Below are 25,522 nucleotides of genomic sequence, written 5' to 3'. Positions count from 1 at the left end.
TTCTCACGTCAGTGACGCGAGGACGGCCAGCAGGCGGTCGATCTCCTCCGCCGTGTTGTACACGTGCAGGCTCACCCGCACGGCCCCCTCCTCCGGGTCCGCACCGGCCTGGCAGAGGCCGTCGGCCCGCACCATGAAACCGTGGCTGTGGAGGATGAACCCCAGGTCGTCGGACGGGATGTCGCGGTGCCGGAAGGTGACGATGCCGTGCCGCCGCTGGGCGGCCGGGAGCGGGGAGCCGACCGCCAGGCCGGCGGGGCAGCCGAGGATCTCGTACGGACCGAGGTGCCGCAGCCGGTCGGTCAGCCGGAGCGCCAGGCCTGCCGTCCAGCGGGCGATCCGGTCCGGGCCGGCCGCGTCGAGCCAGTCGAGCGCAGCCCGCAGCGAGACGATGCCCACCGTGTTGGGCGTGCCCTGCCAGCCGGCCGGACGGAACACCGGCCCCCGCGCGTTGCGGGCCCACACCGCCCCCGTCCCGGGCAGGGCCATCGCCTTGTGCCCCGAGAAGACCACGAAGTCGACGTCCAGGGCGGGATCGTCGAGGTGGACGGGCAGATGGCCGACGCTCTGCGCGGCGTCGAGGCAGATCGGCACGTCCGGACCGACCGCCGCCCGGATGCGGTGCACGTTCATGTCACCGCCGTAGACGTGGTGGACATGGGTGGCGGCCACGAAGCGGGTCCGCGGGCCCACCGCGTCCGCGAGGGCGCGGTGCTCGTAGTCGCCGGAGACCTCCTGGTACGGCAGCGCCCGTACGCGCACGTCGACGCCGCGTTCGGCCAGCAGTCGCCGCGCCTCCAGCCAGGGGTCCAGATTGGCGCGGTGGTCGGCGAACGGCACGAGGATCTCGCCCCCATCCCCGTTCCCGTTCCCGTCCCCGAGGTACGGGACGAGCCAGTCGCGGGCGACGGTGCGCAGCCCCTCGGTGGTGCCGCTGGTGAAGTGGACGCCGGAACGCTCCGGGTCGGGGTCGCGGAGGAACTCCCCGACCCGCGCCCGGGCCGACTCCACCAGCTCCGTGGTCCGGTTGGCCCAGGGGTAGGTGCCGCGGCCCGCGTTGGCGTTCGACGTCGTGAGGTAGGTCTGGACGGCCTCCAGCACGGCCCGCGGCTTCTGGGAGGTGGCCGCGCTGTCGAGGTACGCCAGCTCCGGATGGGCGGTGACGATCGGGAACTGCTCCCTCAGCTCCCGCTGCCAGCGCGCCTCCCCGCCGGGCTCCGGCGCGGCGGGCGGCCGCGTCCCGCTCATGCGCGCACCAGCGGTGCGCCCGCGTCCCGCCAGGCGACGACACCGCCCGCCAGGCTGCGGACGTCGGGGTGCCCCATCCGGGTCAGCGCGGCGGCGTGGCGCAGGGACTTCTCGCCGACGGGGCAGGCCAGCAGCACCGGCGTCCGCCTGTCGAAGGGGAGCCCGCCCCGGAGCAGTTCCCCGAACAGTTCGTCGGCGATGTTGACCGAGCCCTCGATGTGCAGGGCGGCGTAGGCGTGCGGGCCGCGCAGGTCCACGACGAGCGGCCGGGGGTCGCCCTCCGCGATCCAGCCCCGTGCCTCACCGACGCCGATGACGCGGGCCTGCGCGCGGGCCTCGGCGTCGGTGAGGGACGGCTCGGCGGGGCCACGGCCGGCCCGGCCCAGGAGCTCCGGGCGCCGCCGGCGCACATAGCTGAGATAGCTCTCGGCCCGGTCGCACACGATGAAGACCGCCGTCTGGCGGCGCCCCGACCCCGCCAGCTCCGCGTCGGCCTCCCGCAGGTGCCGTACCGCCCCCTGGTAGGCGGCGCCCCCGGTCGGCCCCGACAGCATTCCGCAGCGGCGGATGAGGCTGACCATCCCGTCGATGGCCTCGCCGGAGGTCACCGGCTCGATGGCGTCGTACGTCGCCGGGTCGAACAGGCCGACCTGGTGGACCTCGTCGATGGTGCGGATGCCGGGGATGAAGTCCGACTTGTCGGCGACCAGGCCGAGGACCCGCACCCGCGGGTCGTGCTCGCGCAGCACCCTGGCGACACCGGTCGACGAACCGGCCGTGCCGACACAGGCGATGAACCAGTCCGGCGCCCGCCCGTCCAGGTCCTTCACTATCTCCGGCCCGGTGCCCGCCGCGTGCGCCTCGACGTTGCGCGGGTTGAAGTACTGGTCGGTGTGCAGATAGGTGCTGCCGGGATCGGAGAGGGCCCGGTGGAAGTGGGTCAGCGGGTCGTCCGTGTCCGTCGGGTCCAGGCACTCGCTGCGTCCCGGCAGTTCCTCGATCTCGGCGCCGAGGAGCAGGAGCAGCTCCTTGATCTCGGGGACGCGCATCCGGTTGGTGACGCTCTTGAACCCCAGCCCGTGCAGGCCGGCCAGCAGCGCGAGGGCCTTGGCCGTGTTGCCGCTGGAGAGTTCCACCACCGTGGACGCCGCCCCGTCCCCGCCGGCCGTGCCCTCCAGATGGGGGCGGGCCATGTGCCAGGCGGGCCGGTCCTTGACGGAGCCGAACGGGTTGAGCATCTCCAGTTTCGCGTAGAGATCGGTGTTGCGCAGCCCGTGCACGGCGGGATCGATGCGCACCAGCGGTGTGTTGCCGATGGCTTCCGTGATGCTGTCGTACCTCATGCGGACATCCCCCCCGGATGTGTGATCGGCCAGTAGTCCTCGTCCGGGCGCCAGCGCCAGGAGCCGCCCTCCCGCTCCACCGCGACCGTCCGCGCGAGCGGTTGCCGCTGCGCGCGGTGCGCGTGGAAGTCCATCGCGTAGCCGGCGGTGTTGGCGAAGGCCAGCAGATCGCCCGCGCGCGGCAGCCGCGGGAGGAAGACCAGGCGCCGGGTGATCAGATCGGCCTCCAGGCACAGGTTGCCGGCGAGGAAGACCCCGACCGGGCCCTCCCCGCCCTCACCGCTCTCGCCGCTCTCGCCGCCCGCACCGTTCCCCCCCGGTCCGCCGCGCGGCAGCAGTACGGGGTCCACGAGCACACCGTGCTCCTCGAGGCTCACGTCCCCCGCGTTCATGCCCAGGCGCACCAGGTACCGCCCGGAGTCCGCGTCCGCGGGCCGCACGTCCAGCACCCGCGCCAGCGACAGCCCGCACTGGTCCACCAGGGACCGGCCGGGCTCGACGTGCAGGTCGTGGAGGTGCTCCAGCAGGAGCGTGGCCGGCGGGCGGCCCAGGACCGGTGCGGGCAGCGACAGCAGTTCGTCGAGGTAGCCGGGACCGGCGACGGGACGGTGGCCGGGGTACAGCGCGGCCGTCCCGCGCACCGTGCCGCCCTCGTTGCGCAGCCCGTAGCCGTGGCCGCGCCAGGTCAGGGGCGGGCGGACGCCGAGCACCGCCTCGCTCAGCGCGGTGGTCCAGCGTTCCCACTCCCCCGCGTCGGCGACGTACCCGGCGCCGAACCCGCCGCCGATGTCCACGGCGCGCGGCGCGAGCCCCCGCGCCCGGCACTCGTCCAGGAACAGCACGCACTGCTCCAGGGCCCGGACCTTCTCCTCCAGGCCGGTGGTGTCCAGGTGGTAGGCGGCACCGGTCAGTTCGACGGCGTCCGCGTGCCGTTCCAGGGCGGCCACCAGCTCCCCGGCGTCCCGCAGCGGGGTGCCGAAACGGCTGCGCCGCGAGAGCAGTCTGGTGCCCGCCCCGCCGTGTGCGGCGGCCGACTCGAACCGGGACAGGCGCACCAGTACGGCGACCCGGCCGAGACCGTGCGTGCGCACCAGGCCGGAGAGCCGTTCCAGCTCGCCCGGCGAGTCGAGGTTCACCGTCGCCCCCACCCGGGCCGCCAGCCAGAGGAACTCCGCGTCCTTGGGGCCGGTGGCCATGATCCGCTCCCCGGTGAAGCCGCAGCTCAGCGCGTGTCTCAGCTCTCCCAGGGAGGCGACGTCGACGCCGACGGCGGCGTCCTCGGCCGCCAGCCGCCGCACCAGGGCGGCGGACCGGTTCGCCTTGTGCGCGAAGTACACGCGTCCGGCGAGACGGTGGCGCCGGTAGACGGCGCGGAAGCGCGCGGCGTTCTCGGCGACGACCTCGGGGAGCAGGACGTTGAGCGGAGACCCCAGCGCGTCGGCGAGCGAGTGCAGGAACGATTCGGCCCTCAGCAGTGAGGCGAGCGGCGGCTCCACTCGCGGCCTCAGATATAAGGGCACATCCACGTGAGACCCCTCCCGCGTCGGCCGACCGCCGCTGCGGCGATCGCTCGGAAGTAGTCGTTTCCACCCGCATCCGCCGCTAAGCCTCACCGGGCGGTGGCCGGGGGCGCCTTCGCGTTCCACCGCCGGGAACGGCCGGCGCGCCCGGTTGCGCCCTCCATGACGGCCCGTGCGCCGGAGACGGGAGGGACCCCGGCCGCCGTACGGCCGGGGTCCCTCGATGCGGTGAGTGCCGGTCAGCGGGTGGAACCACCCACGCCGCGAACCGCTCGCCCACCCCCCGGTGACCGCGCCACGCCGCGGTCACCGGGAAGCGGGAAGGTCAGCGCTGCAGGGTGAGGAGGCCCGGCCGCCACGGCAGCCGGTTGTACTCGCCGCCCGCGTTGGGGTCCTTGCCCTGGTAGAGGAACTGCAGGTTGCAGGGGTCGATGGTCATGGTCTGGTCGGGGTTGTCGCGGATCAGGTCACCGTGGCTGATGTCGTTGGTCCAGGTGGCGCCGCTGTTGGCCCTGCCCGCGAAGGGGTTGCTCTCACTGGCGGCCTGCGGGGTCCACGAGCCGTTCAGGCTGGAGGACGTGAAGGAGCGGAAGTAGCGCCCGTTCGCACCCATCGCCTCGACGATCATGAGGTACTGGTTCTGGCCCTGAACCTTGTAGACCTGTACGCCCTCGAACAGGTTGGCCTTCGTGTCGCTCATGATCGTCGTGTACGACGAGCCGAAGTTGCCCGGGAAGTTCCCGATCGGCATGCTCGCCCGGTAGATCCTGCCGTTGTCACCGGCGAAGAACAGGTACATGTTCTGGTCGTCGGCGATCAGGGTCTGGTCGATCGGGCCGGTGTCGGAGTCGGAGATGCTCCCGGTGAACAGCGGCTGCGGGGAGGACCAGCCGTTGGGGTTGGTGGGGTCGCTCGACGTGCGGTAGATGAAGGGCCACTGACCCCACTGATAGGCCAGCACCCAGATGTCCTTGGGCGCGAAGTGGAACAGGGTGGGCGCCACCGCGGCCTGGTTCATCCCGGTCTGGCCGGCCGACGCCATGTCCGACCAGTTCGTGAAGGGACTGAACATCATCGAGCCGTACGACGATCCCGAGTAGTTCGTCGCGTAGACCAGGTGCCTGCCGTTGTGCCTCGCGGTGGTGAAGTCCTTCACCGCGGCCCACCCGTGCGCCGGCTGCGCCAGCACACCCGTCGACGTCCACCGGTACGTCGACGGAAGGGAACACGTCTCGCCGTCCGTCGGCGGCGTCCCGGACAGGCCCGTCCACTTCTGGCCGCTGCCGCCGTCGCACGTCCCGATCTGCACCGCCGTGCCGTTGGCCGTACCGGCGCCCGCCGCCTCCAGGCACAGCCCGGACTCCACTCCGACGACCGTGCCGTCGGAGTTCACCCGCCACTGCTGGTTCGCACCGCCGGTGCAGGTCCAGATGTGCACCCGGGTACCGGCCGCGGTGGCGTGGCCCGGGACGTCCAGGCACTTGTCGCCGTACACGGTCAGCTCATTGCCGTCCGTCAGCGTCCACTGCTGGTTGGTCCCGTCCCAGCAGTCGTGGATCTGCAGGTACGTGCCGTCGGTCCGGCTGGCGCCCGGCACGTCGAGACACCGGTTCGAAGCGACGCTGCGTAAAGTGCCACTGGTGGCCGCCTGAGCCGAGGGTGCGACGAGCATCGCCGCCAGCGTGGCCAGGGCCGCGACCACGGCGGCGAGCGCCGCGGACGGATGCCTGCGGATGGAACTTCCTCTGTGCATGGGGACTTTCCCAACCTTGAGTGGGCGGTTCCGGCCGGCCTCGTCAGAGGGTGTCCGGACTGTCGGTGTCGTGCGGTGTGCAGCGGTCCGCGAGCACCACGGCGGACCGCTCGTGCGTCCTGGTCCTTCGCGGCCTCCGGAAGGCCCGGCGGCGCCCGGCGTCTCCGGGCCGCGTGGGCGCCCCGGGCGCCATCAGGGCTGCCGCGGCCGGCAGTCCCGGGACCGGGGCTCGGCGACGTCCGAGGCGTCGGAGCGGGTTCATGCTTCTCCTCGTACGGCCGGTGCGGTGGCCGGTCGGCCGGCGGTGACGCCCGGATCCCTCTGACACGGCCACGGGCCCCGTTCAGGTCGTACGCGCGCGGGGCGGGCGCGTACGGCGAGCAGCGCATGGCCGAGGCCGAGACGTCACAGGTGTTCTCGACGCGGATGACATCGATGTCTGCGAAGCCCTGCCGGATCACCGGGTTCGCGTACCCACCGGCGGTGACGCGGGCCGTCCCCCGGGCGGAAGCGGCCGCGGCGCGGAGGACTCCCGTCAGCGGGAGGGCCGCGCCGGCGGCGGGGGAAGGATTCGCGAGGCCCCGGCATGCGCATGCGGCGGGCTCCTTACGGCTCGGCGTTCGGGGGCGCACCCCGGAGAGGCCCTGCTGCGCGAAGGAGCGACTCCGGAGTGTTCGGTATATCGGACGACGGTCGAAGTGTCGAGCATCCTGAATGATAAGGAAACGGTGGACGGCGTCAATGCCTCTCGCGTACGCCGCCATCAACGCCGGAACGTCTCGTAGGGCCCGTGCGCGAAGCGGCGCCCATCGCACCGTCAGACGACCTGTTCGCACCACCACTTGCCGCCGTCGCCCCCGCGGGGACGGCCGCGTCCCCGCACCACCGGAGTCCGGCCGCCCCGGAACCGGGAGCGGGCGCGTCAGCCGGGCGGCCAAGCCGTCGTCCGGGGGCGGGCGGGCCGCCAACGGCCGGCACCGGGGAGCGCCGCCCAGGACGGCGTACCCCCGCGGGGCGGTCGGCGGGGCGCCGACCTGCCCGTCCGGCGAACTGCCCTGTCACCGGAGAACAGGATCAGCGGGCGTCACCGCCGACACCGGGATCGGTTCCCGCCGTGACACCGGGTGTCAGACCGACTGCGCGGAGAAATCCGGGGCCGGGTCGTGGGCCGGAGCCGGGAGGTGCGGGTACTCGGCGGCCCGGCCCTGGAAGGAGAGGATCTTGGGGTTGAGGACGACTCCGTCGCGGATCTCGACGGCGTTCCTGATCGTGGCGTCGCCGTCCCAGGACGCGGGGCCGCTCATGACCTTGCGCAGATAGGGCAGCAGTGCCTCACTGATCTCCCAGGTGGCGGAGTTCCACAGGTGTGACGGGCTGTGGTCCACCCCGTAGTAGTGACAGCCGGGGCCCACCACGGTCATCGGGTCGTCGAAGGTGGTCGGCCGGGACCATTCGAAGCCCATGCCCTCGTCACAGGAGACGTCGACGAAGAAGGTCCCGGGCCGGAACAGGGCGAGTTCCTCGGTGGTGACGAACGTCAGAGGTGCGTCGGTGTCCTGCCGCACGCAGTTGACGACGATGTCGAACCCGGCCAGATGTTCCGCGAGCGGCACGGGCCCCAGTCCGGTGGACACCTCCAGACGGGACGGGTCGTCCGCCCGCTCCGCGAAGTGGCCCATCGCGACCGACGGCATCGGCGAGGCCACCGCGGCGGCGGCCCGCTGGGTGAGTACCGTGACGTCGGAGACCCCCATGGCGCCCAGCCCGGTGACCGCCCCGCGGCCGGTGGCACCGAAGCTGATGACCACCGCGCGCATCCGGCGGCCGTAGCTGCCGGTCAGTCCGCCGAGCTGCAGGGCGTGCAGCACGGAGGAGTAGCCGGCGAGTTCGTTGTTCTTGTGGAGGACGTGGACGCTGAAGGCGCCCGTGGAGGTCCAGTGGTTCATGGCCTCCCAGGCGATGAGGGTCAGGCGCCGGTCGATGGCGAGCTGGGTCATCCGCTCGTCCTGCACGCAGTGCGGCCAGCCCCACAGCACCTGGCCCTCGCGCAGTCGGGCGACGTCCTCGGGCATCGGCTTGGGCAGCATCAGCACATCGCACTCGGCGAGGAGCTGCCCGCGGGAGCGCAGTCCGCCCACCAGCGGACGCAGCGCGTCGTCAGCGACACCGAACCGCTCGCCGTAGCCCTCCTCGAGGAAGACCCTCGCACGTACGTCGGGGGCGATCCGGTCGAGGTGATCGGGGTGCAACGGCAGCCGGAACTCGTTCTCCTTGAGGGAGGAGGCGGGTACTCCGATACTCAGCAGACTCATGCACGTCCTTCTTTGTTCGTTGTCGTGGTAGGTGGTGCGGCTGCCGGGGAAACCCGAGTCGTCGACCGGCCTGTACGCCGTACGTACGCCTCCCGGGACAGGCGGGCACCTGCCCGCCGTCACCGCGGGGGACGACCACCGCTTCGGAGCCGGGCGCCTCCGGCAGCCGGTGCCGCGCGTCAGACGGGCCGGCCCGGAGAGCGTCCCGGCGGTCGGTTCGGGGTGACCGCCGCGGCATATGGAGAGCTGGGGGTCCACTGCCGCCGGACGCGAGAGTGGTCGCGGAAGACGGTGGGACCGTACGAGCCGGAAGCCATCGCGCGGCTCGTTTCCGGCCGGCTTCGTCACACGCCGGCCATTGCCGTTCTCCGGGTGCGACGCCGCCACGGACGACGGCATACGAGGTGCGCCCGGTGACGCAACCGTACTCCCTTCCGCACCCGGCCCCGACCGGTGCGACCGTGCCGGGGGCCGCTCCGCCCGAACGGGAACGCATCCGGCGCGCACCGAGCGTTGTGGCGGGTGGCTGTAGTCGGAGCCTGCCGACGTGGAAGCGCCCGCGGAGTTCCGGCAGCGGGCGCCGGGTCGTTCCCGGGGTCTTCCCCGACCACCGAACGTGCGGAGAAGAACAGCTTCACCATCGCCCCGGACGCGTCGTTCCCCGGCCGGACCAGGACGTTCACCGATCCCCGTCTCCGCGCGGCCGTCGTCGACCGCCTCGTGTTCGGCGGCGACATCATCGGGGCCGGACCGACTCCTGCCGCCCTGCCGCCCTGCCGCCCTGCCGCCTCCCGAGCCCGAGCCCGAGCAGCAGGGTTCGGGCTGACTCCAACGCCGGCAGCCCGGTCGGCAGGAGTCCTGGGACGTGGCCGGCGACAGTCGTCGAGCCGGTCGTCCGGGGCCGGGTCACGAACACGGCGAGGTCTTCTGCCGTCCGGCCGCGGACCAGGACGGCCGCGGGCCGCACACCGGCTCATGGTGTGCGGCCCGCGCACGCCGGGCTGCGGATTCCCCGTTCCCTCCCTCACTCCAACCGTTCGGTGCCGCCGGAGTCCGCGAAGTCGGCTCGGTACCGCGGCGTCGGCGCATCCACCGCATGAGGGGATGAAGAACCGCCCGGTGCTGCTGGATCTCCTCGAGGATTCCCGGCCCCGCTCCTCGTCCCGCCCTGGTCGTGGGCCTGGCCAGGGGGCGGGTCCGTCCGACAGCCGCCGGGTTCGAGGGGCGTCGCGGACCGTCAGGGGCGGCCACCGGCCGTCGCAGGGCGACGCTCGACGAGTGCCGGCACCGCCCGGGGGCGCTCCGGCCGGTGCGGTCGCCGGCGGTCGGGGTGCCGGCCCCGGTGCGCGGTCAGCCGGTGGCGAGGAGTTCGAGTGTGTCGATCACGCGGTTCGAGAAGCCCCACTCGTTGTCGTACCAGGCGACCACCTTGATGTGGCGGCCGTCGACGCGGGTGAGGGCCGAGTCGAAGATCGACGAGGCGGGGTTGCCCGTGATGTCGGAGGAGACGAGCGGGTCCTCGGAGTACTCCAGGATGCCGGCGAGCGGTCCCCCGGCCGCGGCGCGGTACGCCGCCAGCACCTCATCGCGTGTCACGTCGCGGGCTACGGTCGTGTTGAGTTCGACGAGCGAGCCCACCGGCACCGGGACGCGGATCGAGTCGCCCGACAACCTGCCGCCGAGGTTGGGCAGCACCAGGCCGATCGCCTTGGCGGCGCCGGTCGTGGTCGGCACGATGTTGACGCCGGCGGCCCGGGCGCGGCGGGCGTCGCGGTGCGGACCGTCCTGCAGGTTCTGCTCCTGGGTGTAGGCGTGCACCGTCGTCATGAACCCGTGCTCGATACCGGCGAGTTCGTCGAGCACCCTGGCCAGCGGCGCGAGCGCGTTGGTGGTGCAGGAGGCGTTGGAGACGATCGTGTGCGCGGCCGGGTCGTAGGCGTCGGTGTTGACCCCGAACGCGAGCGTGACGTCGGCGCCGTCCGACGGCGCGCCGACGAGCACCTTGCGCGCGCCCGCGGCCAGGTGGGCACGGGCGTCCGTGGCCGAGGTGAAGCGGCCGGTGGCCTCCAGGACGATGTCGACGCCGAGTTCGGCCCACGGCAGCCGCGCCGGTTCGCGCTCGGCCAGCACCGTGATCCGGCGGCCGTCCACGACCAGGGCGTCCCCGTCGACGGTCACCGGACGCCCGAGCCGGCCGGCGGTGCTGTCGTAGGCGAGCAGCCGGGCCAGCGCGGCGGGCTCGGTGAGGTCGTTGACGGCGACGATCTCCAGGGCGCTGTCGCGCTCCAGCAGGGCACGCAGCACATTGCGGCCGATACGGCCGAATCCGTTGACGGCGATGCGAGTCATGAGTGAGGTCCCTTTCCCCTCCGTTTTCCCTTCCACTCCAGGCTCGCCCGCGGCCGGTGCCGCCGACAGCGGCGCCACCGCCACGGTCCACAAGGATCCCGCCACACGGCACCGGGCGGGTCATTCGCCCCGGGTGAAGGTGCGCCGGTACTCGCTCGGTGTGGTGCCCAGGATGCGCTGGAAGTGCAGCCGCAGGTTCGCGCCGGTGCCCAGCCCGACGTCGGCGGCGATCTGTTCGACGCCGCGCTGCGAGCGCTCGAGCAGTTCGCGGGCCAGGTCGATGCGGGCGCGCGTCACCCACTGCATCGGCGTGCAGCCGGTCTCCTGGACGAAGCGCCGGGAGAACGTGCGCGGCGAGACCCCCGCCTGCCGCGCCAGTGTGCCGAGGGTGAGGGGCTCGCCGAGCCGGTGCAGCGCCCACTCGCGGGTGGCGGCGAACCGCTCGCCCAGCGGCTCGGGGACGCTGCGCGGCACGTACTGGGCCTGGCCGCCGCTGCGGTAGGGGGCCGCGACCAGACGCCGGGCCGCGTGGTTGGACGCGGCCACCCCGAGGTCGCCGCGCAGGATGTGCAGGCACAGGTCGATGCCGGAGGCGGCGCCGGCCGAGGTGAGCACCCTGCCCGCATCGACGAACAGCACGTTCTCGTCGACCCGGACGAGCGGATGCCTGGCCTTGAGCGCCCGCGTGTAGTGCCAGTGCGTGGTGGCGCGCAGGCCGTCGAGCAGACCGGTGGCGGCCAGCGCGAAGGCGCCCGTCGAGATGGCGGCGAGCCGCGCACCCCGGTCGTGGGCGGCGACCAGCGCGTCGACGACGGCCCGCGGCGGGTCGTCGCGGTCCGGGAACCGGTAGCCGGGGACGAAGACGATGTCGGCCCACACCAGCGCGTCCAGGCCGTGGGCGACGTGGTACGCCAGACCGTCGCCGCCGGTCACCGGACCGGGCGCCGCCCCGCACATCCGCACCTCGTACGGCATGCTCGCGCGGGTCGTGAAAACCTGCGCGGGAATGCCGACATCGAGCGGCTTCGCGCCCTCCAGCACCAGGACGGCGACACGACGCAGAGGGGGCAAGGACACAGCAAGAGGCTACGCGGAGCGTGCCGCCGGGACACCCACCGCCCGCCCCACCCGTCGCCCACCTTCGCCGAGCCCGGAGGAGCGGTTCAAGACGGAGTGCCCCCGTGGTGCGGACACGGGAGCACCGAAGGGGTGTCGATCACGAACCCGCAGGTCCGCGCAGTACAACGGTCATCCTCTGGGAGGCGGCCGATCGGCTCGGTGTCTGTCCGCGGGAGTTCAGCGCACAAGCCCAGCGGCCCGGCGTGCTGCCACCCGCTTTGAAACATCAGGGCCAGAGCACCGGCCACCCTCTCCACAAGGCAGATGCGCCCAGTTCTCGCTGTCCGTCACCACCGGAAGTGAGACAGAGCCGAACGTCTTGCAGTCCCAGCCTCGGCAGAGCCGCAGCCTTCCCCTCCAGTGACCTGACCCACCACCGGCCAGCAGGATCAACGAGCGTCACTTCGGCGTCAAGGCATCGCCCGTAACACCCACAACGCGCATAATGCGCACTGGCGGAACCGCGGGTCAGACGCCCTTATCGGCGGGCTTGAGGACCGCGACGCACTCCATGTGGTGGGTCATCGGGAACGCGTGCGAATCCTTGCTGCCGAATAACCCGCAGGTCAGAAGGGTGTTCTGCATCCTGCGCGATGGTCTTCCGAGTGGGGAGCGCCAAATGAGCGTCACGCGAACCTGTCGCATCGCCTCAATCCCGAGGGGCTGCCCCAAGGCCGTCCACTTCGCGGTGCCACCGCTGTCGGCGGTCTCGACGAAGACGCGCTCGCACAGCCAATCGACATACGTGACCTGTCCCTGCGTCCACCAGGCAACGGCCTCAGAGGTCCGAGCCGTTCCTCGGTCGGGTCGGGATGGGTTCGTGCTACCGATCTCTGTGTAGCCGAACAGGGCGGTGAACTGCGGAAGCGCTATGCCGAAGGTCGCTGGTTGCTCGCCCGTCTCAACCCGCTCGTCTTCAACGTCGAGGACGCAGCGGACCGTGCGTGGCAGGAACAGAAGGACGCGGCTCAGACCCTCACTCGCGTGACCGATTTCCCGCACTCCGCACTGTCGGCCTGGGGACGCCCCTCGTCCCGGGACGAGCCATACCTGGCGGGACTCATTCCGGATCCAGTGGAGAACAGCCTGATCGACCACGACGCACGAGTCGGGCTGGGCGGCGAAGCGCCCCTTTTCGATGACTGGCGACAACGCGGTGACGTGCGATGCGACATCCACGTGCTGGAAGACTCCACAGGACGTCGTCTCGAGGTCGTCAACGTCAACGCCACCCCGGTCGAGAGCCGGTTGGGCACGGACATGATCTACTACCACCACCCCACGCACAGCTTCGTCCTTGTCCAGTACAAGCGCTTGGAATCCCGGTACAAGGAATACCGGGTGAACAAACAGCTCTTGGACCAGATGGACCGCTTGGAACAGGTTTCACGGCTCAGTTCGAAACCCGCTCGCTCCCACGAGTGGCGCCTCTCCCCGGACGCGTGCTTCCTGAAGTTCGCACACTGGCGGAACGGGGCGGCTTCCAGCACCGAACTGGCCCACGGCATGTATATTCCTCTCTCCTACGCCCGAGTCCTCTTGGAGGACGACTGCACGCTCGGACCCAGGGGTGGGCGCATCTTCAGCTACGAGAGGGCGGCCGGCTACCTCGTCGGCTCGGAGTTCGCGGAGTTCGCGGAGCTCGTGAAGCTCGGCCGAGTCGGAACCGTGGGGACCAGCGTCGAGCAGTTGAGGAACTTCGGGTTGCAGCGTGCCCACGAGGGATACAGCGTCATGCTGGGATTCGAAACGAGCGACGAAACGCCCCGCGAACGGGCCGTACGCACCCGCGGTCGCAGCGTGAAGAACAGGCCGAAGGTGAACTCCTACTCCCCGGCCACCTCGCAGCAGCGGTGAGCGTTCGCGATCTCCGAACGTGCCGGTCGGAAGGGCTGGGGCGAGTCTCCATGAAGTCGCTGGGCTACCCGATCCCGTAAAGACCCGGCAGGTCGACCAGCAGGAGATCATCGCGGCGAGCCGCTGCGTCGACCAGATCGGGATAGAAACCGTGGAGGGAGAACAGGGCCAGCGTGGTGCCCGTCGTGTCGTAGCCCTGGTCGGTGAGCAGGCCGCGGATGTGCTCCAGGCGTTGCAGGTCACCGGTGCCGCGGCGGGCGGCGGTGGCCTTGGCCTCGCCGATCAGGGCGATCCGGGCGCGCGGCGCCTGCGGACGCTCGCCCAGGGCGAGGGCGATGACGTCGACCTCGTGCTTGGTGCGGGCCGCCGGGTCGGCGACCTCGGTGGTACCGACCGGACCGGGCAGACCGCCGGGGAGCAGGGTGTGGGCGTAGCGGCGGGTGAAGGTGCGGGCGAGGTCCTCGAAGTGCGGGCCGAGGATCTTGGAGTTGAAGGTGGGAGCGGCTGCCTGCCACGCCTGCTCGGCGAAACCCTGCTCGACGGTGGCCGCCTGCGGCAGTGTGACCAGCTGGTTGAAGCGGATCACCGGGTCGGCCAGGGTGATCACCGGGTGGCGGGGGCGGAGGATGTCCTGCTCGCGCTGAATGTAACCGGTGGACTCGAGGACATCGAGCGGGTGGGTGACGGCGTTGCGCTGCCGTTCCAGGGCCGCGCCGATTCTGGTGGGTGTGGTGGCGCCCTGTGCGATGGCGGTGAGGATGTCGTAGTACAGGGTGTGATGGGTGATGCGCGGGTCCTCGCGCAGCAGGTACTCCGTCTCCGTGCGTGAGTACACGGCTCGCCCGGGGTCCAGAAGCGTCCGGGAGAGCCAGGCGGCGAAGCCGTCGTTCGGGTGCGGACGGGCGGCCACCGGCCGGTAGCCGGGCGCCCCGCCGAGGACGGCGTGCACCTGTAGGGCGGTCAGCGGGTCGTCGATCTGCCAGAACTTCCTTGCCGCCCGGTAGTCGAAGGCGCCCAGCCGCAGGTCGACCACCGCGCGGCCGCGCAACGGCTTCGTCCCCGACAGCAGTTCGTGCATCACGCTCATCGCCGACCCGCAGAGGATCACCCGTGGTCCGGGATCGGCTCCGGTGCCGCGCTGGCGCTCGTCGTAGAGCTGCTGGAGCAGGCCGGGGATTTCCGGAGAGTGCTGGAGGAGGTACGGCAACTCGTCGATCACCAGCAGCGGCGTTTTCGAGCGCACGGTGACGTCCAGGGCGTTGGCCAGGACTTCGCGCCAGTCGGTCAGTCGCAGCGTGCCCGGTCGCAGTCCGGCGTGGACCGCGATTGCGTCGCTGAACCTCTGTATCGCCGGCAGTCGTCCCTCCTCACGCACCGCCGTGATGTACAGGCCGCCGATCCGCTGCGACAGAGCCTGCAGGAGGTACGACTTCCCATGCCGCCTGCGCCCCGACACGATCCCCAGACGCATCGCCGGGTCCGGGTCCGTGACGAACTCGGTGAGCAGGTCCCACTCACGATCGCGGTCGACCACGTCCTCGGGCTTGGTCAGCATGCTCCCGCTCACCGGAACCTCCACCATCCTGCCCCACTACGACGGAATGCGTCTAAGTGTACTTAGACGCATTCCGTACGACCCTGCTTGGTCGAGATCGGCTGGGAGCACCGTCGGAACGAGGGTCGCGGAGCCGTCCCGGCGACTCCGCGGCAAGGCCGTCACTCACATCACGGCACACCGCTTCCGTCGGTCCCACCGTGGGGAGCCGGGCGTCACACGGGCGTCAGGACTCCGGGCGAGACCCTCGTACCGCGGTGGGCACTAGGGGCGCTTCGCTACAGAACCGCAGGTCAGGCCGCTTTCGTGGGTGAAGCGGCCGTTCCACCCGGTGGATGGCCGGGAACAGGTCGAACGTGGTTCCCGGTTCGGTGAAGAGCAGGTCAGGAGCCCTTCTCGGCGGGCTTGAGGACCGCGACGCACTCCATGTGGTGGGTCATCGAAATGACGTCACATGAAAAGTGAGACGAATAATCGCAGGTCAGCGTGTGTCTGCGGCCGCTCCGAACGGCTACTCGGCCACCTGAGCGTCAAAGGAGCGTCACGACCAGCCAGGGCGACGCCTCTGTTGAGCCGTACCAGCGAGATCTTTCAACAACACTTCCGCCACCAGTTCCTCGACCACGGCGATGCCGTGCTCCGCCATGGCCTCGGCCAGGTCGAAATCCCAGGGCGCTTCGGTGATGCGTCCCGGCTGAGGACCGCGTGGGTTGAGGGCGACCGCGGCACGATAGTCCGCTGCCGTCATGCGCCAGGGACGCGCCGGCGTCTTGTCCAGGACGTAGGCGGCGATGCGGACGCCTTCTCCGTCGAAGTCGCCGTGGTAGCGAAGAGCCGCGCCGTGGTCCGCGAGCATGCGCAGGAGCTGGATAGCGGCGCTGTTGGGCCAGCCGGACGTACAGACGAGCGGCGGGCAGCAGGGCCCGAAGCGGCGTAGGGCCAGTGCCAGGACGCTGGGGTTCTCCACGACGTGGACGACGGGTACAGGGGCCTTGGAAAGGATGAACTCGCCCGGGTACCGGACGTGGGCGAGGGTCAGACAGGCGGCCTGGCCGGCCTCCGCGCACGCCGTGGCCACCCGGGCGAGCAGTCCGTCGCCGGCCGGGCGAAGACCGCCGACGAGGACGGTGGCGGACAGCTCGTCGTCGGCGACTCCCGCGCGGGTCCACAGGGCGCGCCGCTGCGCGGCGGACTGCGGAGGGACGGTGTCGTACAGGGTCGCCAGGGCGCGCAGGACAAGTGCGGACAGGGGTGTGCCGTCGTCGAGTGCGTGCGTCTGGCCGCTCAGGACCCGGGCGGCGAAGACGGGCAGGGGTTCTGCCTGGCCGGGCAGTTCGGCGAGCACCTTGAGCGCGTCCGTGAGCAGCGTACGGGTGTGCTCCACCGAGCCGGCGACCACGCCGGCTGCCCGGCAGGTGGCGGCCCAGTCGGAGAGCGCCGGCTGGGCCCTCACCGTCTCGTGCTCGGCCAGCCAGGTCCACAGCTCGGCCCGCTCGTCCCTCTGGCGGCGCCGCTCGCCGGCTCTGTCGCCGAGAGGGCCGACCAGTTCGCTGACGATTTCTCGTACTGTGCGGCCGGAGAGTTCGGTGACGGCCTCCTCCAGGCGGGCCAGGGGGACGGAGGGACGTGCGTCCGGCAGGCGGTCGAGGCCCAGGAGGTCGGCGAGCGCCTCGCGCTGGGTGTCGTCGAGCGGTCCGAGGCGCACCCGTGTGACGGGGCGGCCGGAGGAGAGGCGGCTGTGGAGCGTGTCCCATAGGGGGCGGAGTTCGGGTCGGCGCAGGGTGGCCTCGCCCGGGGCCGGTTCCGTGGGGATCGTCGCTTCGGTGCTGGTCATTCCACCTCCAGGTCGACGCCGTTCCAGACGAAGCGGGCGCTGGTTACCGCGTCGTCGTCCCCGCCGGTGAGGAGTTGGTGGACGGCGATGCCGGGCAGTTCGCCGTAGGTGCACCATTCATGGTCGGAGGTGACCATGAGGTCCAGGTCGAGGGCGGTGAGCAGCGCGAAGACCTGTCCGCGGTTGACCGTGTCGACTCCGACGAAGACCTCGTCCAGCAGGATCGGCCGGGGTGCCATGGGTACGGCCTCGTAGTGGGCGGCGACGGCGGCGAAGAGGGGCAGGTGCAGTGCGATGGCCTTCTCTCCGCCGGAGAGCGCGCCGTGCAGCTTCTTGGTCAGCGGCTGCCAGCCGGTCCCGTTCGCCCGGTCGAGGCGGACGGTGAAGCGGTGCCAGGCGGTGTAGTCGAGCACCTCACCGAGCTGTTCCTCCCAGCTCGCGGCCGTCTCACTGCCCTTGGCCTCCTCGATGCGGGCGCGGAAGAAGACGTGCAGCGCCTCCCGGTCGCTCTCGGTGACCCGGCCGGGGTCCTTGAGCAGCAGCTGACGGGCGGTGCGGGTGCTGTCCGGAAGGTCCGGGCGGACGTCCCAGACGAGTTGGACGGCGACGTTGGAGGCGGTGCGGACCCGCTCCAGGTGCCCGTTCATGCGGTCGACGAGTTCGCCGGCCTGGCGGATGCGGGCCGCGAGGTGGCGGCGGATGTCGCCGGTGAGGATCTGGTCGAACAGGTGCCGTTCGGCGGCCGTGATGTCGTCCCGGCTGCGGTCCCGCTCCTGGGTGAGCGTGCTGAGCAGGCCCGTCGCCCCCACGCGTACGCCGTCCAGGGTGGCGGTGAAGAGCTGGATGTCGTCGTCCGGTTCCAGATCCAGGTCGGCACGGGTGCCGAGGCGCTGGCGGGCCTCGTGGACCGCTTCGGACAGGCGGGTCGCGGCGTCGCCCAGGTTGCGTGGAGCGTGCGGGAGGTCCGGCCACTTCGTCGCTGTGGCGCGGGCGGCCTCCAGGGTGACCTTGATGCCGTCCCCGGCGTCGAGTGCCGGTGGGATGCCGGCGTCCTCGGCCAGCCCGGCCAGACACAGGTGCCGGAACCGGCGCGCCGCTGCGTCCCTGGTCGCGACGGCCTGTTCCCGTCGTTCGGCGTCCTGGCCGCTGGTGGCACGCAGTTCTCCGACCTGTCCTTCCAGGCGCAGCAGGAGTTCGGCGGCCCGGCCGGCCTCCTCACGGCAGCGGCGCAGCTCGGCGCGCGCCTCGGCGAGGCGCGCGACGATCTGCCGGTAGTCCGCGCCGACGGTGGCTTCCACTGCCTCCAGGCGCGCCTTCAGCCCCGTTGCCTCCGCTTCGGTGGCGGCTGCTTCCTCGGCGCGTTCCTCTGCGGTCCGGCGCGATCGGTCCGCCTGGGCGGCCCGCTGGCGGGCCCGGTCGGTGGCGGCGGTCGCGGCGAGCCGGGCGTCCACCCAACTGTCGGCGGTGTCCCGGAACCTGTCGATGGCGTCGGAGAGCGTACGCAACCGGGCGCGGTCGGTGGGCAGTCCGTGTTCGGCGGCTCGGCGGTGGAGCGTGCGCAGAGCGACCGCCACCTCCCTCTCGCACCGCGCCAGTCGTCCGGCGACGTCACGCACGGCGTCGTCCCGAGCCGCCACGGTGTCTTCCGCGCGGTCCCGGTCACGCCGCCGGGCGTCGAGTTCCCGGTGGTCGGGTCGGGCGGCGCGGTCGGCTTCCAGCCGGGCGCGGCGAGCGGCGAGGCCGCGCAGCCGGTCGTCGAGTGCGGCGAGGGAGGCGTTCGTCTCGCCGATACGGTCGGTCAGTTCGCCGATCATGCGCTGCCGGGCGCGCTGACGTGCCAGGGCGCCGATGTGGGCCGGCTCCGGTTTGCTCCAGGTGCCAGTGGCGAGCGCGAGACGCCAGGCGCCGTCGGCGGAGACGGCCGCGGGGTGCCCGCCCGGCAGAGTGGGGCCGTAGGCGATGCCTGCGAGGATGCGGGTCACGGTGTCGGCCGGGACGGGGATGTCCTCCTCGGGCCTCAGCACCTCCAGCAGGCTGGGCTCCGGGGCGGTCGCGGCCAGGGCGGCCTCGGCGCGCGTGTCGTGGCCCGGCAGCGTGATTCCGTCGTAGGGACTGACCCAGGCGTCCAGGAGACCCGACGCCTCCAGTGCGGCCTCCACCGCGGACTGAACGGGGAGCGGGACCCCTTCCCGGAAAGCGACCAATCGCCACAGGGGCGCTCCCGCCGTCGCCGTACGGACGGCGGTGCGGGTGGGCGGGGGCGCAGGCGGCAGGTCGGTTTCACCGCTCAGCCGCCGTCGCTGCTCCTCCAGTCGGCTCCGCTCGTCCCGCAGACCTTGGCATGCGGCCCGGGTGGTGGCCTCCGCCGTGGCGATCTCCTGTTCCAGCGGGCGTGCGGCGGCTTCGGTCAGGGCCGTCACCTCGGCCTCCGCCGCTGCTGTGGCAGCAAGTTGGTCGAGGTCGGTGATGCGCAGTTCCGTGCAGTTCTCGGCCCAGGCGAGCAGGCGTTCCACCTGTACGGCGAGGGCGTCGTCCCAGGCGACGGACGCCTCGTCCCGCCGGGCGATCGCCTCCGCGAGACGGGTGCGGGCCTCGTCCAGCAGTTCCTCGGCGGCGCCCCGGTCGCGTACGGCGCGATCGTGCTCGTCGATCGCCTCGGTGACGAGGGTGACCTGCTGCCGTCGGGCGGTGTCCGCGCCGCGCATCAGTCGACGGGCCTGTCGCGCTCCGTTCCCGGCTGTCGTGCGCGGGACGCCGCCCTGGTCGCGTCCCGGGGTGCGGGGGAGGGCCACCGCGGGCTCCGCGGCGTCGAGGACCGTCCTCACCTCGTGGTGGATGGACTCCAGCCCTGCTGCCCGAGCCGCCCGGTGTGCTTCCCCGGCGGCTTCGCGCGCGTGCTCGCCTAGTGTGCGGGCGTGGTCCGCCGCCTCCTCGGCGTGCCGCTGGTCCTCCTGCGACCGGACCTGAGCGGCCTGAGCGGCGGATCGCTGCCTCCCGGCGGCGGCTGCCACGTCTTCGGCGCGGCGGCGGAGCCGGTCGAGTTCCTCGCCCTGCCGGTACGCGTCACTCTCGCGCAGGCCCTCGACGGTCTCGTCCATCGCGTGCGCGCGCAACTCCAGTTTCTCGCGTCGGGTCTGGGTCGACCTGCGTTCCGCCAGCGCCTGTTCGAGTTCCTCGGCGCTCTGGCGGGCGACGCGGGTGAGGTTGTCCAGCTCGGTCGTGGCCGAGATGAGCGCGGCGGAACCCGCGCGCAGGACCCGCCGCGCGTAGGCACGCTGCCGGGACGCGACGGTCTCGGCGGCCGTCACCTCGTCGTCCAGCCGCTTGAGGTGTTCGCGCTGCCGGTCGAGCCGCTCGAAGCCCTCGGCGAGTTCGGCGATCTCCGCCTCGCCCAGCGGGGGCAGGGCACGGGACAGCAGGGTGGAGAGCAGGGACGGGTCGAGCCGCTCCGACAGTTTGGGCTGACGCAGCTGGAGCAGCGCGGACAGCAGCGACTCGTAGCGTTGCTCCCCCATCCCCGCGAAGAGTTCACGCCGTACGGCCGTGCGATAGTCGGGGGCCGAGGCATGGACGTCGCCTCGGTCGCGCAGGGCTTCGGCGAGGGCGGCCCGGGTCAGTGGCTGTCCCGCGTCGTTGACGAGGAGCACACCGCCAGGGTGGGCGATTCTGGAGCCGGTGGTGAAGTAGTCGGCGTGCACCGTGGTGGTGTGCACGCTGGCCTGCAGGCGCGCCCCGCAGCCGAACCACCGCTCGGTGCCGTCGTCGCCGACTCGGCGGAACTCCATCCACACGTAGCCGACGCGGGTCTTGCCGGAGGCGCCCTCGCCCAGCAGGTTCCAGTGCATGGTGCGTTCCGAACCGCCGAACGTGGACAGGCGGTTGGGGCGGAGGCTGGCGTCGAAGAGGAACGGCAGCAGCAGTTCCAGGGCCTTGGACTTGCCCGAGCCGTTCTGGCCGCGGAGCAGCAGGCGGCCCTGGTGGAAGGTGAACGTCTCGTCGTAGTAGCGCCAGACGTTGAGGATGCCGGCGCGGTGGGGCTGCCAACGGCTGCCGGCGGCGTCCGCCGCTCGGGCGGCCCCTGCCAGAGCCGGTTCGGTGGGCTCCGGCCGCCGGGGGGAGGGAAGCTCTGTCACGCTCACTGCTCGTCTCCTTCTTCCACGTCGCCCTCGGCAGCCGTGCCGCCCGCGGCCCCGGGGGAGGCGGCGTCCCCTCCCGGTTCGGGCTTGTCGTCCCGGTTCGGGCTCGTCGTCTCCGTCAGGCGGTAGCGGTATGCGGCAGGGCACGCGACGACACGCCCCCCGGTACGGTGGGCCAGGCCGACGTCACGCAGTACGCGTACGGCGTCGTCGGACAGCCGGGCGGCACCGTCCTCGGACTGGTACGCCCTGGCCCACCGCGGGAAGCGGCGCAGCAGGTCCGCGCCGGCCTCGGCGACCTGCTCGGGCAGCAGTCCGCTGGGCGCGGCGCACAGCGGCTCCAGGAGGAGCAGCGCGGCAACCCGGGCGGTGGACGTGTCGTCGGGGAAGCGGACATCGGTGGCGAGGCCGTCCGGGTCCACGAGCAGGAAGCCCTCGGCTCGTTCCTCCAGGAGGAAACCGGCCTGCTCGACCGAGCGGCGTAGGATCTGGCGTCCGGTCAGGGAGGTGACGTACGCCAGCTCGTCGTCGGTGAGGTCCGTCCGGTACAGCACGGGGTCGTCGAAGAGGCGACGCAGCACCGAGTGGCGCAGCCTCAGGTTGCGTTGCGCGTCCGTGGCCGCCCGCTCGCCGTGCACCTCGTTCGCCGTGCCGTCGGCGACCGTGCCGCCGTAACGGCGCTCGCGCACCAGACCGGTGAGGAGTTCCCCGAACCGCGCGGGCACCTCGTCCGGGGGTACGGCGAGCCGGGAGGCGCCGACGGGCGCGGCGGGCAGCCGCATCAGCAGTGTGGTGTCCACCCGGTAGAGGACCTTCGCCTCGGCGGACTCGACGTACGCCTCGGTGGTCCCGTCGACGGCGCGCAGCACGTCGTACGACTCCAGCAGTTTCAGGATATCGACGAACGCCATTCGCTCCGGCTTGTGCACCGGGTCGAACGCGGCCAGCGCCCGGTCGGCCGACGTGGCCTGCACGACCCGGTCGGCGAGCATGCCGATGGTCGTCATCGGCATGGACAGCAGCTCGGCGGCGGTCACGCACAGCAGCACGTAACGCCGGCGGTCGAACGGGGCCCGGCCGGAACGCGCCCGGCGGGCCGGCCGGGAGCCGTCCGGGTCGGCGCGGACCTTGGTGAGGCGGGCGTAGCCGCGGCGCGGTTCCACCACCAGGCTCCAGCCGCAGGTGTAGTCGAACCACTGGGCCAGCGGCTCGCGACGGCGGCGTACCAGTTCGAAGCCGGCCGGGTCGGTGGCCTCGGTCAGCAGGGGCCGGGCCAGCAGGAGACGGATGGCGCGGGCGACCTGCTCCCGTTCCGCGGCGGCGAGTTGGTTGGCGAGGGTGCTCATCCGGCTGCCTCCCGGCGCGCGGCGCCCGGCCGTGGGAGGGGGCTCGCTGCGTCGGCCGCTGTGATGAGCACGACGTAGTCCGGTCCGGCGAATGTGCCCTTCGTCGTGCGCAGTACGGCGGTGCGCTCGTCGGGAGATGGGAACAGCGCGATCTCCACCCGGCCGTCCCCCGTCGTGGCGCGCCGCGAGCCGGTCGTGTCCGGCCGGGCAGCCAGGGCCCGGCCCACCAGGTCGAGCAGCCGCTCGAAAACGGCGGGATCGAGGGTGCCGAAGGAGGACAGGCGCACTGGGCCGTCCGTCTCCAGCGCCTGCCAGGCACGCGCGAGTTCCGCCCGCTCCGTACGGGCCCGTTCCGCGCGCTCGGCCCTGACCGCCGTGACGTCCCGCACCTTGGCCGTGCGGGTGAAGCGCTCCGTCCGTCCGCTGGTCCGCAGCAGCGCCGACACCTCCACGGGCGGGGCCTCGGACCAGGAACGGGACGACGGGATCAACTCGGGGTCGGGGTGCGCGAGGTGGGCGTGGCGCGCCGGGGCGAGTCCGAAGGCGGTCGACCACAGCCGGTGCAGGTCCTCCTCCGTGGGGGCCGCGGCGAACCAGCGCGCCAGCTCCCGGAGGTCCTGTACAGCGCTGGAGGAGCGGCGCCGTGACTCGTTGATCCGCTCCAGGACCTGCAGCAGCGAGACGATGGCGCGCCGGGCGATGTCGTGCAGCTGCTCGATCCGGGGCCGTGCCCCGTCGTCCGGCAGGAACCACGCCCTCAGACCCGCCCAGCGCGCCCGCCTGCTCTCCAGCCAGCCGGCCGCGGGGTCCTCACCGGCGACCGGGGGCAGTTCGGCCCCGCGGAGAGCCCGCTCGCGCAGCACGGCGGTCCCCCGCTCCTCCACCCGGGCCACGGCTGCGGCGACCGCCTGTCCGCGCCGGTCGAGGTTGACCAGGAACTCCTGGAGATAGGCGACGGTGGCGGCCTTGACCTCGCGGAACACCTCCAGGTCCGCGCCCTCGGCACGCAGGAGGCGCTGCAGTTCGCCGTTGAACGCCTTGGTGTTCTCCACCAGGGCTTCCAGATGCGCCTCCAGCTCGCGCAGCGTGCTGAAGATCCGCCGGTCGGCGGAGGCGGGTTCGCCGGACAGCAGGCACAGGTCGTCCAAGCGGTCGGCGATGGCCTCCAGCACGGCCGTCTGCAACGCCCCCGTGGAGGCCAGCACTTCCAGCGCGTGCCGCACTCCGGCGAGAGCCGCCTCACCCCGGCGGGTCAGCGAGTACTGGAGGTTGCGCCGCTCGTACTCCTCGGCCGTGCGGTAGTTCTCCGCGTGGTTGTGCACGACGTCGAGGAGCTCCCACTTCACCAGCCGGGCGAGCGCGTCGTGCAGTTCCCCGTCGCCGACGTCCGCCACCCAGCCCACCAGACGCAGTCGCTCGCGCACCGCGTCGGGGCCCAGGGTGGTTTCGAGGTGCTCGCCGGCCACACCGAAGGCGTCCAGCACCGCCCCGTACAGATCGGCCTTCTCCCCTGTCGTGAACCGGAACATCTCCGGTGGCACCCTGCGCACGCCTGTCGTCCCTCCCCACCTGCCCTGCGGTATCGGCGTTCTCCACCGTAGAGGGCGGCACCGAGACCACGGGCCCTGTCCCGGAAGAGGGGTGTGCGCCCCGGCCTGCCGGGGAATGAGCGGTGACCGGCCTCCCGTGGGGGCGGGCAGTGGTCTGGTGTGATCGTGGACACCGGTTCCGCCCGATTGTGAGGCCCTTCGTGCACATCGCGCCCCTCAGCCCCGACGACCCTTGCGAGCTGGGCGGATACGAACTGCTCGGCCGGATCGGGCAGGGCGGGATGGGCGGCGACTCCCAAGGCTCTCGGCAGCGACCGGACCGTGGTCCAAACCAGGGATAGGCCCGATCCAGTCCTCACCCACGGGCGAGGCATGCGTGTGCGATCTGACCGAGTGCCTCGGTCTGCGCCAGCCGACGATCAGCCACCATCTGAAGCTCATGACCAACGCCGGCCTGCTCAACCGCGAGCGACGAGGCACCTGGGTGTGGTACTCGGTGAACCAGGAGGGTCTCCGCAGCCTGCGGGAGATCCTCACCCCCACCAAGGACGACGGCCTCGCCGCCCTGTCCGAGCGCTGAGGGACGAGTCTCAGCGGCTGGGCCCTACGCCGCCGGTCGGCGACGCACCCGCCAGTCACCCGGACGCGCTTCACGAGCAGCCGGCGCGCGTACGCGGTCCGTTCCGTACCCCGCGGCCGTTCAGAGTGCGGCGGCTGCTGCTGCCTCGTCGGTCTTCTCCGGTTCGGCGACGTGCTTCTCGGGGGCGTCGACCAGGGCGGCGAGGTAGCGTTCGGCGTCCAGGGCGGCGGAGCAGCCGGTGCCGGCGGCGGTGATGGCCTGGCGGTAGGTGTGGTCGACGACATCCCCGGCGGCGAAGACTCCGGGGATGCTGGTGCGGGTGGAGGGCGCGTCCACCGTCAGGTAGCCCTCCTCGTCCAGGGTGAGCACGCCCTTGAACAGCTCGGTGCGCGGGTCGTGGCCGATGGCGACGAACAGTCCGGTGGCCGGCAGGTGGGAGGTGGCGCCGGTGACGGTGTCGCGCAGGGTCAGCCCCGACAGCTTGCCGCCGTCCTCGTGGAGCTCGGCGACCTCGCTGTTCCAGGCAAAGGTGATCTTCGGGTCGGCGAAGGCGCGCTCCTGCATCGCCTTGGAGGCCCGCAGGGTGTCACGGCGGTGGACGATGGTCACCTTCTCGGCGAACCGGGAGAGGAAGGTGGCCTCCTCCATGGCGGTGTCACCGCCGCCGACCACGGCGATGTGCTGGCCGCGGAAGAAGAAGCCGTCACAGGTGGCGCAGTAGGACACCCCGCGGCCGGACAGCTCGTCCTCTCTGGGCAGGCCGAGCCGACGGTGCTGGGAGCCGGTGGCGATGATGACCGTCCGGGCGCGGTGCACGGCACCGGCGGAGTCGGTGACCGACTTGACCTCGCTCTCCAGGTCGACCGCGGTGATGTCGTCGGCGATCAGCTCGGCTCCGAACCGCTCGGCCTGGGCGCGCATGTTGTCCATCAGGTCCGGGCCCATGATGCCGTCGCGGAAACCGGGGAAGTTCTCCACCTCGGTGGTGTTCATCAGTGCACCGCCCGCGGTCACCGAGCC

The 25,522-nt window shown here is 72.1% G+C and carries 15 protein-coding genes; 2 read left to right on the top strand and 13 right to left on the bottom strand.

Going from position 1 to position 25,522, the window contains the following annotated elements:
* Positions 1-3: 3 nt before the first annotated feature.
* The 7 genes from CUT44_RS04980 to CUT44_RS04935 form a co-directional block, all read right to left on the bottom strand.
* Positions 4-1,248: an aminotransferase class V-fold PLP-dependent enzyme gene (locus CUT44_RS04980; protein WP_100200928.1), complete on the bottom strand. Its 1,245-nt coding sequence runs from the start codon at positions 1,246-1,248 to the stop codon at positions 4-6.
* Complete coding sequence (locus CUT44_RS04975) at positions 1,245-2,591, bottom strand: pyridoxal-phosphate dependent enzyme (protein WP_100200927.1); 1,347 nt, start codon at positions 2,589-2,591, stop codon at positions 1,245-1,247. Before CUT44_RS04975 ends, CUT44_RS04980 begins: the two co-directional genes overlap by 4 nt.
* The gene (locus tag CUT44_RS04970; RefSeq protein ID WP_233221238.1) at positions 2,588-4,117 is read right to left on the bottom strand and encodes a Y4yA family PLP-dependent enzyme; all 1,530 of its coding nucleotides are present in this window, start codon (positions 4,115-4,117) and stop codon (positions 2,588-2,590) included. Before CUT44_RS04970 ends, CUT44_RS04975 begins: the two co-directional genes overlap by 4 nt.
* Positions 4,118-4,436: 319 nt before the next feature.
* Positions 4,437-5,864 (bottom strand): non-reducing end alpha-L-arabinofuranosidase family hydrolase, encoded by a 1,428-nt coding sequence (locus CUT44_RS04965; RefSeq protein ID WP_100200925.1) that lies wholly within the window; start codon positions 5,862-5,864, stop codon positions 4,437-4,439.
* A 1,127-nt stretch (positions 5,865-6,991) separates the two neighbouring features.
* Positions 6,992-8,176: a N(5)-(carboxyethyl)ornithine synthase gene (locus tag CUT44_RS04960; protein WP_100200924.1), complete on the bottom strand. Its 1,185-nt coding sequence runs from the start codon at positions 8,174-8,176 to the stop codon at positions 6,992-6,994.
* A gap of 1,350 nt (positions 8,177-9,526) precedes the next feature.
* Complete coding sequence (gene gap, locus CUT44_RS04940; protein ID WP_100200921.1) at positions 9,527-10,525, bottom strand: type I glyceraldehyde-3-phosphate dehydrogenase; 999 nt, start codon at positions 10,523-10,525, stop codon at positions 9,527-9,529.
* A 120-nt stretch (positions 10,526-10,645) separates the two neighbouring features.
* Complete coding sequence (locus CUT44_RS04935) at positions 10,646-11,602, bottom strand: GlxA family transcriptional regulator (protein WP_100200920.1); 957 nt, start codon at positions 11,600-11,602, stop codon at positions 10,646-10,648.
* A 930-nt stretch (positions 11,603-12,532) separates the two neighbouring features.
* On the opposite strand from CUT44_RS04935, the gene CUT44_RS04925 reads away from it, so the two are divergent.
* Entirely contained in the window at positions 12,533-13,501 is a 969-nt protein-coding gene (locus CUT44_RS04925) for a hypothetical protein (protein WP_146252173.1), read from the top strand.
* A gap of 64 nt (positions 13,502-13,565) precedes the next feature.
* Here CUT44_RS04925 and CUT44_RS04920 read toward each other — a convergent pair whose 3' ends face one another.
* From CUT44_RS04920 to CUT44_RS04900, 5 genes are all read right to left on the bottom strand, one after another.
* Positions 13,566-15,056, bottom strand: coding sequence for an AAA family ATPase (locus CUT44_RS04920; RefSeq protein ID WP_199185614.1), 1,491 nt, complete (start codon positions 15,054-15,056; stop codon positions 13,566-13,568).
* A gap of 541 nt (positions 15,057-15,597) precedes the next feature.
* Positions 15,598-16,890 (bottom strand): TIGR02679 family protein, encoded by a 1,293-nt coding sequence (locus tag CUT44_RS04915; protein ID WP_100200916.1) that lies wholly within the window; start codon positions 16,888-16,890, stop codon positions 15,598-15,600.
* Positions 16,887-21,029 carry a TIGR02680 family protein gene (locus CUT44_RS04910; protein WP_100200915.1) on the bottom strand — a complete coding sequence of 1,381 codons (4,143 nt, stop codon included), beginning with the start codon at positions 21,027-21,029 and terminating at the stop codon, positions 16,887-16,889. Before CUT44_RS04910 ends, CUT44_RS04915 begins: the two co-directional genes overlap by 4 nt.
* Positions 21,026-22,372, bottom strand: coding sequence for a TIGR02678 family protein (locus CUT44_RS04905; protein ID WP_100200914.1), 1,347 nt, complete (start codon positions 22,370-22,372; stop codon positions 21,026-21,028). Before CUT44_RS04905 ends, CUT44_RS04910 begins: the two co-directional genes overlap by 4 nt.
* A complete protein-coding gene (locus tag CUT44_RS04900) occupies positions 22,369-23,922 on the bottom strand; it encodes a TIGR02677 family protein (protein WP_100200913.1) in 1,554 nt (517 codons plus the stop codon). Before CUT44_RS04900 ends, CUT44_RS04905 begins: the two co-directional genes overlap by 4 nt.
* Before the next feature lie 376 nt (positions 23,923-24,298).
* On the opposite strand from CUT44_RS04900, the gene CUT44_RS04890 reads away from it, so the two are divergent.
* Complete coding sequence (locus CUT44_RS04890) at positions 24,299-24,502, top strand: ArsR/SmtB family transcription factor (protein ID WP_408646712.1); 204 nt, start codon at positions 24,299-24,301, stop codon at positions 24,500-24,502.
* 120 nt (positions 24,503-24,622) lie between these two features.
* Here the strand turns inward: CUT44_RS04890 and trxB are convergent.
* Positions 24,623-25,522 (bottom strand): thioredoxin-disulfide reductase (trxB, locus tag CUT44_RS04885; RefSeq protein WP_100200454.1); only part of this gene is annotated, 900 nt, incomplete at its 5' end.

It is taken from the genome of Streptomyces carminius (assembly GCF_002794255.1).
Lineage (GTDB): Bacteria > Actinomycetota > Actinomycetes > Streptomycetales > Streptomycetaceae > Streptomyces > Streptomyces carminius.
Note: the sequence above shows the minus strand (reverse complement) of the source record. Positions and strands in the feature narration are given on the sequence as shown.